The 12,578-nt window shown below is 59.0% G+C and carries 10 protein-coding genes; 5 read left to right on the top strand and 5 right to left on the bottom strand.

Going from position 1 to position 12,578, the window contains the following annotated elements:
* Positions 1-11: 11 nt before the first annotated feature.
* From tolQ to ABFX35_RS16980, 3 genes are read right to left on the bottom strand one after another with little or no spacing between them, the layout of a single operon-like run.
* Entirely contained in the window at positions 12-731 is a 720-nt protein-coding gene (gene tolQ / locus ABFX35_RS16990) for a protein TolQ (protein ID WP_346082260.1), read from the bottom strand.
* Between the two features lie 57 nt (positions 732-788).
* Entirely contained in the window at positions 789-2,717 is a 1,929-nt protein-coding gene (locus ABFX35_RS16985; RefSeq protein WP_346082259.1) for a phytase, read from the bottom strand.
* Positions 2,718-2,729: 12 nt separating this feature from the next.
* On the bottom strand, positions 2,730-5,243 hold the full coding sequence (locus tag ABFX35_RS16980; protein ID WP_346082258.1) for a TonB-dependent receptor: 2,514 nt from the start codon (positions 5,241-5,243) through the stop codon (positions 2,730-2,732).
* 350 nt (positions 5,244-5,593) lie between these two features.
* Here ABFX35_RS16980 and ABFX35_RS16975 point away from each other — a divergent pair, with 350 nt between their 5' ends.
* From ABFX35_RS16975 to ABFX35_RS16955, 5 genes are all read left to right on the top strand, one after another.
* The gene (locus ABFX35_RS16975; protein WP_279029276.1) at positions 5,594-6,505 is read left to right on the top strand and encodes a GGDEF domain-containing protein; all 912 of its coding nucleotides are present in this window, start codon (positions 5,594-5,596) and stop codon (positions 6,503-6,505) included.
* A complete protein-coding gene (locus ABFX35_RS16970; RefSeq protein WP_279029278.1) occupies positions 6,502-7,539 on the top strand; it encodes an AraC family transcriptional regulator in 1,038 nt (345 codons plus the stop codon). The genes ABFX35_RS16975 and ABFX35_RS16970 overlap by 4 nt, the downstream gene beginning before the upstream one ends.
* A gap of 121 nt (positions 7,540-7,660) precedes the next feature.
* On the top strand, positions 7,661-8,452 hold the full coding sequence (locus tag ABFX35_RS16965; RefSeq protein ID WP_279029281.1) for a DUF3750 domain-containing protein: 792 nt from the start codon (positions 7,661-7,663) through the stop codon (positions 8,450-8,452).
* A 132-nt stretch (positions 8,453-8,584) separates the two neighbouring features.
* Positions 8,585-9,916: a D-serine ammonia-lyase gene (dsdA, locus tag ABFX35_RS16960; protein ID WP_346082257.1), complete on the top strand. Its 1,332-nt coding sequence runs from the start codon at positions 8,585-8,587 to the stop codon at positions 9,914-9,916.
* Between the two features lie 362 nt (positions 9,917-10,278).
* A complete protein-coding gene (locus tag ABFX35_RS16955; protein ID WP_346082256.1) occupies positions 10,279-11,055 on the top strand; it encodes an L-threonylcarbamoyladenylate synthase in 777 nt (258 codons plus the stop codon).
* Between the two features lie 13 nt (positions 11,056-11,068).
* On the opposite strand, the gene ABFX35_RS16950 is transcribed toward ABFX35_RS16955, so the two are convergent.
* Entirely contained in the window at positions 11,069-11,968 is a 900-nt protein-coding gene (locus ABFX35_RS16950; RefSeq protein WP_346082255.1) for a LysR family transcriptional regulator, read from the bottom strand.
* Positions 11,965-12,528, bottom strand: a complete 564-nt coding sequence (locus tag ABFX35_RS16945) for a hypothetical protein (protein WP_346082254.1) — start codon at positions 12,526-12,528, stop codon at positions 11,965-11,967. The genes ABFX35_RS16950 and ABFX35_RS16945 overlap by 4 nt, the downstream gene beginning before the upstream one ends.
* Positions 12,529-12,578 lie beyond the last annotated feature (50 nt).

The raw sequence follows: 12,578 nt of genomic DNA, 5'->3' as shown, positions 1-12,578 counted from the left end.
AACAACTCCTGTCAGGCGGCCTGTGAACGGGGGGCGGTGGCATGCGCCGCAATTTGCAAGCGGCGGTGCAGGCTGCCCTGCAGTTCGTTGGCGAAGCTGTAATAGCGGTTCACCAGCGTTTGCGTGCGGGCGGTAAAGCGGTTGTAGAAAATGACCGCCGGGATAGCGGCGAACAGCCCGATGGCGGTGGCGATCAGCGCCTCCGCAATGCCCGGCGCCACGGTGTTGAGCGTGGCCTGCTGCACGTGCGCCAGGCCGATAAAGGCATTCATAATGCCCCACACGGTGCCGAACAGCCCGATGTAGGGGCTGACCGAACCAATCGTCGCCAGCATCGCCAGGCCGCTATTGAGGCGCTCTTCCTGTTCGGCGATGGCAGTTTGCAGGCTGAGCTCCACCCCGGCGTTGACCGCATCGGGCGCGATGCCTTTCACCTGGTTCAGTTGCTGAAATTCATGCCAGGCGGCGGCGAAAATATGCTGGGCGCCGGCATCACGCGGCATGTCGCCCTGAATGGCCCGTTGCAGCGTTGGCAGATCGTCTTCCTGGCGGAAACGCTGGCGAAAGGCAGCGATATCTTTTTCGCTGCTGCGTAGCACCCGGCCGTGCATCACGATCAGATACCAGGAGATCAGCGAGCCTAACAGCAGGATCGCCATGACACATTGCACCAGCAGGCTAGCGTTGCCGATCAGGCTGCTGAACGTCATTGCGTTATCGGAAGTCATCATCTTTTCCTTACGGTTGCCCGCTGGCCGTGAAAGCGCCGGCGGGCGGGGTGTTAATGATTAGTCGGCCAGTTGCAGTGCTTCGGCAATCGCTGACCAGGGAAGATATTTATAGTTTTGCGTCTGTTCCGGCAGGCGGTTGCGCCCGTCCTGCACCACCAGCATGCCGTGCTGCCACGGCGCGCCCAGGTTGGCGGCGGTAACCTCCAGCCCATCGGTTTCCGATGCGCCGTCAATGCCGGCCGCGGCGTTCAGGCCGATACGGAAAGCGCCGCGCAGCGTGTAAGGGGGCAGGGCGTCGAGCACCAGATAGCTGCTGTTGCCCTGGCTTGAAACCACCAGATAGCTGTGCTGGCGGCCCTGATAGACCGCCATCCCTTCGATGTCGGCCTGCAACGCGCCGCCAGCGGCGATCACCTGCTGCAACTGCGCCGGCTGTTCCGGGCGGGCATCCAGCGCGTGCACGGCAACGTCTTCCTCACTGATGAACAGCCGCTGTTGACGATCGTCCGCCACGCAGCCTTCGGGCTGGCTCGGCAGGCTGAATTCACGGACTACCGTGCCGCGCACGGCGCCGTGTTCCCCTTGCAGACGGTATTGCAGGAAACGGCCGCTTTTATCGTTGACGATGGCGTAGATCGCGCCCTGTTGATCCTTAAACATGCACAGGCCATAGATCTCCGGCAGCGGTGTGGCGATCTCGCCCAGTTCGGCGACTTCGCCGTTGGCCGGTGCAATGGCGAACAGGTGCAGCGAGTTGTTGTCGCGGTTGCTGGCGACCGCCAGATCGATCGTCTTGCCGTCGAGCGGCAGCCCGCTGCGCACATCCACATTATTCAGGCGGCCGACCGGCAGATCCTGCAATTTGTGGCCTTGCAGATCGTACACCAGCAGTCCGCGCTGCTTATCGGTGGCCAGGATACGGCTGGCGGCGCCGTCGGTGGGGTTAACCCAAATGGCCGGATCGTCGGCGGCGTCGCCTTGGCTGGCGACCGGTTCGGTTTCCAGCCGGGCAGGCAATACCGGGATGGTCGGCAGTGGCGTAGCCGCAGGTAACGGCCAGGCGATGTTGCCCTGGTGCAGCCCGCGTTTGTCGGCGATGATGATTTCCGCCCCCTGAGCCGTTGGGCGCACCGTCAGCATTTGTGGCTTTTTCAGCGTCGGCAGAGGCAGTGGGGCATCGGCCTGCCAGCCGTTTTCCAGGTAGCGATAGCGGTGCAACTGCCGATTTTCCGGATCCAGCGCCAGCACGGCGTCCGGTAGCACCGCCATACCGGCGATCCCGCCGCCGATGGCGCCGAAGGGCTGGCGCATATCCACCGGCCGGCGCAGCAGCGGCGCTTCGGCCTGCGCGTCATAGGCCCAGAGGCCGACGGCGCCTTCATTGACGTACAGCAGCGCCCGGCGATCATCCACCTGGCAGTATTCGCTTTCCGGCGGCATGCTCAGATCGCGCACTTTGCGCGCAGCGCCGAGCAGGTGGGTGCCTTGCCCCACCAGCCACTGTTCACCTTTGCCTTTTTCGCCGATCAGGAAGACAAAGCTGTTGTCCGCTTCATCGCGGAACAGGCAACTGCCTTCCACTTTGAAGCCCGGCGCCGGCAGGTATTGCGGGGTGCCCCATTGGCGTTTGGTACCGTCCAGCCGCACCAGCAGCGGTTGCTGGCGTGCGGTATCCACCATGGTCACCAGCGCGCCGTCGGCATCCGTGCGCACGTCGAGCGCTTGGTACTTGCCGGGCAGGCGCGCCAGCGTGGCGCCCTGGGCATCTTGCAGCAGCAACCCCTGTTTACCGGCCAGCAACAGCCGATCGGCCTGCGGCCAGAAGCGGTTGTCGTTCAGCAACCGGGCCTCGTCATTGTTGGCGCTGCCGGCGAGGGTGCTCAACGGGGGCGCGGCTGCCGGGGCGGCGGCGTGGCCGGCGTTCAGTAAACTGCTCATCACCAGCAGGGCCAGCGCCGCCGGGCGGGATGAAAATCGAAAATGCATGCGCTAAGTCCTTTAGAAATTGGTGTAGGTCAGGCCAAGTTTGAAGGTCGGGCCATATTGTTCGTACTGCGAGTTAAAGCCGTGGCTGCCGGTATAGACGTAGTAATGCTCGTTGGTCAGGTTTTGCGCATCGAACGAAATGTGCAGCTGTTTGGTCAGGTAGTAGCGCACGCTGAGATCGACAAACATCTGGTCGTCGACGTAGCTGTCGTGCGCGCGGTCATCGACGGCCGCCACGGTGCTGAGGTAATCCGATTTATAGTTGGCCGAGACGCGTACGCTCACGGTGTCGTTTTCCCAACCGACCATCAGGTTGCCCACCACGTCGGATTGGTTTGGCATCGCTATCTTGCGCGAGATGCCGTTGCCTTCAATGCGCGCGCTGGAGTGGCTCATCGTCAGGTTGGCGCCCGCCAGCAGGCCATTCCACGGCGAAGGCAACCAGTCGAATTTCTGCGAGTAGGCCAGTTCGGCGCCGTACAGCCGCGCTTTGCCGCCGTTGGCCCAGGTTTTGGCCTCGCTGAAATCGGCCCATTGGCCGCTGCCGGCCAGATCGGTTTCATAGGCAAAGTTACGGATGTCTTTATAGAACAGGTAGCCGGACAGCGTGCCGGCGCGCCCCATGTAATGTTCGATCCCCAAATCGAAATTTTTCGATTTCAATGGAGCAAGTTCGGGGTTGCCGAATTCGGCTTCGTCGCCGTCGATGGTATAGCCGGGGGCCAACTGGCCGAACGCCGGGCGCACCACCGAGTTGGTCCAGGCGGCGCGAATTTGGGTGTTGTTATCCAACCGGTAACGGGCGTGCAGCCCTGGCAGCCAGTCATGGTAGTTGTTCTGGTGGCTGGAGGTTTGATATTCCCCGTCGTTCAGCCCGGTGCCGTCGGCCTTGAAGCGCGTGCCCTCGTAGCGTAGCCCGGCGATAAAGCGCCAGTTGTCCACATCCAGCGTGTTCATCAGGTAGGCGGCGTTGATGTCCTCACTCATCCGGTAATCGTTGATGGTTGAGTCTTCCTGGTTGTAAAAGCCGTCTTTGCCCAAGGCGCCGATCAGGCTATTGACGCTGCCGGTGCTGATGGCCGGGCCATCCTGGCCGAACGCATAGCTGGCGTTGCCGGAGGTGAAACGGCTCAGGCTCAACTGATCGTCGCTTAGGCCGTAGTCGCCGAGATCTTCATACGTCCAGACGTTCTGGTCGTTCTTTTTATCGCGCCGGCTGATTTTGCCGCCGAATTTGACTTGGTTGTCGGTATCAAACAGGGTGTAGTCGCGCGCCAGATCCAGGCGAATGTTTTTTTCCGTGTCGCTGGTTTTCTGCGTTTCCCATTCCATCGAGTCCAACTGGTAATTGCTGGCATCGGCGTAGCCGCCGCCAATTTGGCTATACGGCTTGACCGTGCCGGAAAAGCCGCTGTCCGGGAAGGTATCCAGCCCGCTGAACGTGGCGTAGGTGCTGCCTGGCAGCTTTTCGCTGGAGCGGCTGTAGGCCATCTGGCCGCTCAGCGTCCATGGGCCCATCATGCGATCGCCACCGAATACCACGCTTTTGACATCCTGGGTTTCTTCACGGCTTTTCAGCCCGCGTTCCACTTCGGCGTCGCCCCGTTCCCCTTCGGCTAGCGGTTCGCTGAATTCGATGGCTGACGACTGGCGGGTCTCGCTATCTTTGAAGCGGCTGTACAGCGTGCGCAGGTAGATGTTGGAGAGATCGTCCGGCTTATAGTCGAAGTTCAGGCCAAAACCGGTGCGTTCACGCTCAATTTCATAGCGCCGCTGCTCAAAGCTGTTTAGGCGCGCGCCGTCGCTGAAATCCCAATCGCCGCCGCTCTCTACGTCGTCTGAAGCGAAGCTGCGCTTTTGCCAGCTCAGCGCCGCCGCCACGCCGAAGTTGTCTTCACCGTCGCCGATGCTGAAGATATTGCTGACCGCGCCGGAGAATTTCGGGCTGCTCTTTTTGCTGTTGCTGTCGTAGCTGCCTTCGGCACCTAAGGTATAAAACAGGCCGTTGTGATCAAAGGCCGACAGGCTGTTGACTTCCACGGTACCGCCCAGCGAGTTGGCGTCCATATCCGGCGTCAGGGTTTTCACCACCGACAGCGACTGCACCAGCTCTGAAGGCAAAACGTCAAGCGCCACCGCGCGCCGGTCGCTTTCCGGCGAGGGCAACGTGGTGCCGTTAATCTGCACGCTGTTCAGATCCGGCCCCAGCCCACGCACGCTGACGTAGCGGCCTTCGCCCTGATCGCGTTCGACGGAAACCCCCGGCAGGCGCTGCAGCGCTTCGGCGGCGTTGTCATCCGGCAACTGCGCTACACCGTCGGCGTGGACCACGCTCTGGATGCTGTCGGAGGTGCGTTGTTCATTCAACGCCTGGGACATGCTGGCGGCCTGGCCGATAACCTCCATGTGTTCCGTGGCGTCTTCCGCCAGCGTGAGCGCCGGAAGGGCAAGGCCGCTGATGGCGAGCGCCAGGCTGCTGAGCCGGCGTTTTGCCGCCCGCGTGGTGTTGTTTCGCTGTGCTTTCACGTATTTTTCCCCCAGAGTGACGACGGTGAGCTGCCGGTGAGCCGGCTTATTGGGGAAGGGATGCTAGAAATCACCGATGTCAGTTATATGACAGGCCTGGGCCGGCAGGGGCAAATCGGCGCCTAATGGCGGGGGCTGGGGCGGGTTTTGAGCTGAAATGACTGCTGCCGCCTGGGGCTGGCGCCGGGGCGGGGGGGCTGAATGCCCGGCGCGGCCTGCAGCCGCCGCCGCCCGGCGAAAAAAATACGCATTTGGCGTGAGCTGAATTGACCCCCTCCGCTGTCATGCTACCGTCATCTGCGCCTGTATGCTTAGGGCATTGGATTGAATCACGTTAAGAGCGCCTACTGATGTACGGTTTCTTCAAACAACACGGCAGCAAACTGTTGTTGCTGGCTTTTCTCGCCAATCTTGGCCTGCTGCTGGAGCTGATTCTCGGCGAGGTAAAGCCCTGGGCCGAAATTCATTGGACCGACGTGTTGGCCGAAGGCGGTTCGGCGCTGCTGGCCTTTAGCTGGCTGATTATGCTGTTGGTGAGCCGGCCCGCCGGCCGCGTCACCACGCTGTTGGCGCTGGGGCTGGCCTGTATTTTCTTTTCCTGGTGGATAGACAGCCTGGATGAATTCATCCGCCTGCCGCATGACGTCAGCCTCGGGAAATGGTTGGAAGATATTCCGATGCCGATTGGGTTGATACTGATTACGCTCGGGATCTATCACTGGCATCAGGAGCAACTGGCGATCAGCGCGCAGTTGAACAAGCGCGAGCGGCTGTTCCGTGAACACCTGCTGTTCGACAAATTGACGCCACTCGGCGGTGCCGATTACCTGCGCAAACAGCTGTCGCTGTCGTTAAAACAGGCGGCCGCCGAACAGCAGCCGCTGTCGCTGATCGTGGTCGATCTCAACGACTTTGACGCTATCAATCAGCGCTTCGGCGCGGGGGAAGGCGACTATGTGCTACAGACGCTGTGTCAACTGCTGTTGCTCAATCTGCGCCAGCAAGACTTGCTGTGCCGGCTGGCCGGCGATCGCTTTGTTGCGTTGTTGCCCAACACCGGCGAACAGCAGGCGAAGGTGATGGCGCAGGATCTGGCGGCGGCAATCGCCCATCTGGCGCATCACACGCAGCGGCATGGCGAGCGTATTCGGCTGCAGGCCAGCGTCGCCGCCGTGATGGCAATGGATGAAGATCGTGATGCGCTGCTATTGCGCCTGAATCAAACTCTGAGCCAGGCCAAGCAGATCAGGGTGGCCGGATGAGCGCCTGTAGCTGGTACGAATGCGATGAGCGTTTTATTCTCGGCCACCATCAGCCGGGGGTGTTAATCGATCTGGCGCTGTCGCGTGATATTGACGGCCACCGTCTGCTGCGCGGCACCGGCGTGTTTCTGGAGGATCTCGCCGCGGGCACAGTGCGTTTCAGCCAGCAGCAGTTTGGCCAATTGATTGACAACAGCACGCGCCTGCTGGGCGCCGACGACACCAGCTTTCTGTTTGGCCGGCGGCTATTGCCCGGCTGTTACGGCGACTTCAGCCATGCGCTGCAACAGGCGGAGAATCTGCAGCAGGCGCTGGATGACGTCATCGGCTTTTGCAGCCTGTTCAGCCCGCTGCTGGCGCCGCGAATGCAACTCAACGATCGCTATCTGTGCCTGTACTGGCCGCAAAGCGAGGGTGCGGAGGCGGGGCGGCAGCGTTTTCTGCTGGAGGCCGCTATGGCTTCGATTGTCGCCCTGGGCCGCTGGCTGTGCCCGCAGCAGCCGTTGCCCTGGCGTTTTCTGTTTGACTACCGCCAGCCGCGCTATATCGAACAATACTGGGTGCACCTGGGCGATGGGCTGAGCTTTGAGCAACCGATCAACATGATGTTGCTGCCGATCGAATACGCCACCCAGACTTCGCCCCATGCCAACAGCACGGTGTGCGCCGTTGTGCGCCAGCAGTGCCGGCAGCAACTGGCGGCGCAGGGCTTCGATGGCGGCTTTATCGATCATTTTTATGATCATCTGCGCAATAATCTGCGCGAACCGCTCAACCTGGAACGGGTGGCCGCCACCTTTGGGATGAGCCCGGCCACGCTGAAGCGCAAGCTGCGCAAACACGACAGCAGCTTCCAGCAGCAGTGGGATCGGGTGCGTAAACACACCGCGCTGTTCCTCTACTGGTTTGACGGCCTAAGTAATGAGGCGGTCGCGCAGTATTTGCAGATCAACGATATTAATAATTTCCGCCGTTCTTTCCGCCGTTGGACCGGCGTCGCCCCCAGTTTCCTTTCCCCGTTGCCCGCGCTTTGACGAGCATGCTTGCCCCATAGCGGCTGATACTGACATAGGCCTCGATAAACTGCGCAATTCCGGCATAATGAAATTTGAGTGTTCATAATATGGGCAAATTACTGCTTCGGGCGGGGCCACAATGAATTATGTGAAAGTACTGGCTATAGGTTTTGTCTGTGTACTGCTCCTGTCGTTTGGGCAGAGTTTGGCTAACGCTATGCGCAACGGGGAGTCATCCACCGGCAAAGGCTGGTGGAGCGCCCGGCGTGATTCCGCCGGCATCGCGCCCGATCCCGTCAAGCTGCGCCAGATGGCGATCGTGCAAATTTATGCCGCCCCCACCTACGGCTGGCGCGGGCGGGTGGCGGTTCACCCGTGGATCATCTTCAAGCAGGCCGGAGAAACCCGCTACCGCCGTTATGAGGTGGTGCGCTGGGGCAGCGACAACGTGGTGCGCCGTGATTATGCGCTGCCGGATGGCCTGTGGTTTGGTTCGCGGCCGACGCTATTGGTGGATCACCGCGGCGCGCGGGCAGGCGAGATGATCCCGCGCATTGAGGCCGCCATTAAAAGCTACCCTTATCCGCACACCTATCACGCCTGGCCGGGGCCTAACAGCAATACTTTCATTGCTCATATTGGCCGGGAAGTGCCGGAGCTGAAGCTGGATATGCCGGCCAACGCCATCGGCAAGGATTATCGCCCGCTGACGCGCCCCATCGGCCTGCCCCCTTCGGGCCGGGGCGTGCAGGTGTCGTTGCTCGGGGTGCTTGGCGTTACGCTGGGCGCGGAAGAGGGCATCGAAGTCAATGTGCTGGGGCTGAATATGGGCATTGATTTTAATTCGCCGGCGCTGCGTTTGCCTTTTATTGGCCGGCTCGGCTATGAAAAGCCGCAGGACCAGGTGAAAAAGGAAGAAAACAAAATATAGCCGGCGCTCTTATTTCATACCGGGCCGGCGTTTTGATGCAATCTGGCTCATGTGAACGCATTTTTTTATCGTTTGTCAGGCCGGGCCGCTTTTTATCTAATAGTCGCATACTCCGTCATTAATGGATCGGTTATGTCTAAATGCGATGTTCGTAAACTGATTGGCCAACACCCTGTGGTGAACGATCTGGTTAACCTGCAGGAAACCCGTTGGTTCAACCCCCGCTTCACCACGCTTGAAGCCGGCCTGCCCTATGTGGGGCTGACGGCCGACGACGTTGCGCAGGCGCATGCCCGTCTGAAGCGCTTTGCGCCTTACCTTGCCGGGGCGTTTGACGAAACGGCGGCCAGCGGCGGGGTGATTGAGTCTGCGTTGGTGCCTATTCCGGCGATGCAGAAAATGCTTGAACGGCAGTTCGGCACGCCCATCGCCGGGAAAATGTGGCTGAAAAAGGACAGCCATTTACCGATCTCGGGCTCGATCAAAGCGCGTGGCGGCATTTATGAAGTGTTGGCGCATGCGGAAAAGCTGGCGCTGGGCGCCGGTCTGTTAAGCGTTGATGATGACTACAGTAAACTGCTGTCGCCGGCGTTCCGGCGGTTTTTCAACCAGTACAGCATCGCTGTCGGTTCTACCGGCAATCTGGGGTTATCGATCGGCATCATCAGCGCCCGGCTGGGGTTCAGGGTGTCGGTGCATATGTCGGCCGAAGCCAAGCGCTGGAAAAAGGATCGGCTGCGTAGCCATGGGGTTGAGGTGGTGGAATACGCGCAGGACTATAGCGTTGCCGTCGAGCAGGGGCGCCAGGCGGCGCAAAGCGATCCGAACTGCTTCTTTATTGATGACGAAAACTCAAAAACGCTTTTTCTTGGCTATGCGGTGGCCGGGGAGCGCTTGAAAGCGCAGTTTCTGCAACGGCAAATCCCCGTGGATGCCGCCCACCCGCTGTTCGTTTATCTGCCGTGCGGCGTTGGCGGCGGCCCCGGCGGCGTGGCCTTTGGCCTCAAGCTGGCGTTTGGCGACCATGTGCACTGCATTTTTGCCGAGCCGACGCACTCCCCATGCATGATACTTGGCGTCAGCACTGGATTGCATGATGCGATTGCCGTACAGGATCTGGGCATCGACAACCTGACCGCCGCCGATGGTTTAGCGGTAGGGCGCGCTTCGGGGTTCGTTGGCCGTGCAATGGAGCGTTTGCTGGATGGGTTTTATACCCTGGATGATCAAACCCTGTTCAATATGCTGGGCTGGCTACATCGCGCGGAAAATATTCTGTTGGAGCCTTCGGCGTTAGCCGGCATGGCCGGGCCGCTGCGGGTGCTGGCGGATACGGGCTACCAGGCGATGCACGGCTTTAGCCCGCAACGGTTGGCAAACGCGACCCATCTGGTGTGGGCGACCGGTGGCGGCATGGTGCCGCCGGAAGAAATGGCCGCCTATCTGGCTAAAGGGCAGCATTAAGCGCTTCCCACCCCGGTTTTACTCACTAGACGCAACTCGTTTTTTTCTTTTATTGGGGGGGATTTCTCTGATTATCACCCCCATTGTTTCCCTACAGAAACAATAGCCGGAATAACACGCTATTGATTGCCAGCGAATAACTTGGCTTTATGATGGAGCCATAAAATAGAAATGTGGCACAAGAAATACCGTTATTAAATATCAGGTATATATTTTTCAATATTCCCTTTGAAAATATGTGGGCGAATAACAGTTAATTAAATGTGGCTATTAATCGCTGGCCGAAAATACGCTATTTAATTAACCCCGGTTAATATGTTGGTTTCTCCAGCCGGCATAATGATGAAAAGTGGAAATTAAGCATGAAAGAGAAAACAATTAATTGGAATGGCGGCGTTCAGCAGGAAGCGGTAGATATTTTATCCGGCAACGGCGGTATGATCGTCAGCCCGACCAAAGTGGGCTATATCATCATGACTTCGGATGCCGCAGGGCTGGAGCGCAAGTTTGAAGCCAAGCAGCGCAAACGCAATAAACCGGGCGTGGTGCTGTGCGGTTCGCTGGAACAGGTGAAAGCGCTGGCTCAAATGACGCCGGAAATTGAACGGCTGTATGAACGCCACTGGCAGCAGGACATTCTGCTGGGGTGCATTCTGCCCTGGAAGCCGGAAGGCAAAGCGCTGATCCCGGATGACGGCAGCCAGGCGTTGATGATGGACGGGCGCGAAACCAGCTGCTTTGTGATTAAGTTCGGCACGCCGGGCGAAAACATTGCCCGCACCCTGTGGGAAAAGGGCCGCTTTTCGTTCGCCAGCTCCGCCAACCCCTCAGGCAAAGGCAACCGGGGCCTGGTTGAAGGCATCGGCGAACGCATTGCCGAGCGGGCGGATTTGATCATCGCCGCCAACGATTACGTTAAATCCATCCAGCCGCACGAATCGGATGAAACCCGTTATGAGCAGGGCGTGATGGTTTCTCTGGTGGATAAAACCGGCAAGCTGGTGCCGGAACAGCATGGCCAGCGCGGCGTGCTGCCATGCCCGGTGTTGATCCGTAAAGGCCTGCAGGTGAACCAGATTATGGCCATAATGAGTGATATTTTCCCAAGCTGGGACTACCGCCACGGGGATTATTACTGATCGGTGCGCCGCGCTAGCCCGGCGGCCGCAGGGCGTGTTGCAGGCTTTCGACAAACAGCCGAATGCGCGGGGCGTTAATGTGCGCCTTTTTAAACAACACGCAGGATTTGTAGGTGTCCATCTGCCACTGCGGCAGCAGCCGCACAATATCGCCTTTGTGCACATATTCATCGGCGATATAGGCTGGCAGATAGGCAATGCCCAGGCTGCTCAGCGCAGCGTTTAACAGCGCCGTGCTGTTGTTGGCGCGCAGGCGGCAGCGCACTTCAATCGTCAGTTTGTGTTTGTCCTTGCGAAAGGGTAACGCGATGGTGTGGGCGTTGCCGCGGAACAGCAGGTAATCGTGGTGGGGCAATTCATCCGGGTGGGTGATGGCCGGGCGCTGCTGCAGGTATTTTTCGCTGGCGTACAGGCCCCACTCAATGTCCATCAGGGGTTTAAACGCATCGTCGGCGGGTAATTCGCGGCTAATGGCAACCGCCACGTCGTAATTCTCGGCATCGATATTAATCGGGCGATCGGTTAAATCCAGATCGACGCTAATATGGATGTTTTGCTTGATAAATTTATTAATCACCGGCATTACGCACTGGGTGCCGAAGGTGACCGGTGCGGCAACGCGCAGGCTGCCGATGGGATCTTCATGAATCTGGCGGATAAACTGTTCGGCGTTTTTTATTTCGTTAAGAATACGGTAGCAATATTGATAATAAGTTAGCCCAATCTCCGTTACCTGAATTTTCCGCGTGGTGCGTTGCAACAGTTTGGCGCCCAGATTGATTTCAAGCTGGCTGATCTCTTTGCTAACCGAAGATTTGGCAATATTAAGCTGGTTTGCGGCCTCGGTGTAACTTAAGGTTTCGACCACTTTGGCAAAAACCATCATGGCGGTCAGGTTATCAAGTTTATTCACTGTTGCTCCTTGTTGGCCGCCAGCTGTGCAATGCTGGCCAGCATCCGCCGCCTGATCAGCCCGCTCACCGGGCGGATCAGGTACCAATAGGGCGTAAATCTGCGCACGCTGGCCCGGTCTGGGCAGAATACACGCGTTTCGGTAAAAAGGCGCGTTTGCCCATCGCCCCATGCTTCAGCAGTAAATCCCAGCACCAGTTTGGCCACGCCTGGCTCATTGTAGGCGCCAAAAGCGTCCCCGCCGTCAATGGCTACCAGCCCATAGTTTGCAGACCAAAACCGCCCGATCAGGCCAAACACCAATTCACGATGTTCCTGTTGTTCCAATAAGGTGAAGTTGTGCATGCCAAATGCCTGCGGCAGAGTGCGCGGTGCGGCTTGCAGGCGCGCAAACACCCGCATGGGCAACTCACGCAGGGAAATCATTCGGCGGAAAAATGCATCGCTCTCAGGCCGGTAATCCTTCGCCGCGACCATCACCGCGGTTGGTGAGGCGGCGATAACCAGAGAATGCCGCTCATGAAATTGGTAATCGGGCAAATAGTTATCAATCAACAGCATGCAACAGCCTATCTGTAAGGGACTGGGGGCATCATCACGGCGAAGAAAAC

Origin of the sequence: Gibbsiella dentisursi (assembly GCF_039539505.1) — a bacterium.
GTDB lineage: Bacteria > Pseudomonadota > Gammaproteobacteria > Enterobacterales > Enterobacteriaceae > Gibbsiella > Gibbsiella quercinecans.
Note: the sequence above shows the minus strand (reverse complement) of the source record. Positions and strands in the feature narration are given on the sequence as shown.

Coding starts and splice junctions, on each gene's coding strand:
- tolQ (WP_346082260.1), bottom strand. CDS start 731: ATGATGACTTCCGATAACGCAATGACGTTCAGCAGCCTGATCGGCAAC.
- ABFX35_RS16985 (WP_346082259.1), bottom strand. CDS start 2,717: ATGCATTTTCGATTTTCATCCCGCCCGGCGGCGCTGGCCCTGCTGGTG.
- ABFX35_RS16975 (WP_279029276.1), top strand. CDS start 5,594: ATGTACGGTTTCTTCAAACAACACGGCAGCAAACTGTTGTTGCTGGCT.
- ABFX35_RS16970 (WP_279029278.1), top strand. CDS start 6,502: ATGAGCGCCTGTAGCTGGTACGAATGCGATGAGCGTTTTATTCTCGGC.
- ABFX35_RS16965 (WP_279029281.1), top strand. CDS start 7,661: ATGAATTATGTGAAAGTACTGGCTATAGGTTTTGTCTGTGTACTGCTC.
- dsdA (WP_346082257.1), top strand. CDS start 8,585: ATGTCTAAATGCGATGTTCGTAAACTGATTGGCCAACACCCTGTGGTG.
- ABFX35_RS16955 (WP_346082256.1), top strand. CDS start 10,279: ATGAAAGAGAAAACAATTAATTGGAATGGCGGCGTTCAGCAGGAAGCG.
- ABFX35_RS16945 (WP_346082254.1), bottom strand. CDS start 12,528: ATGCTGTTGATTGATAACTATTTGCCCGATTACCAATTTCATGAGCGG.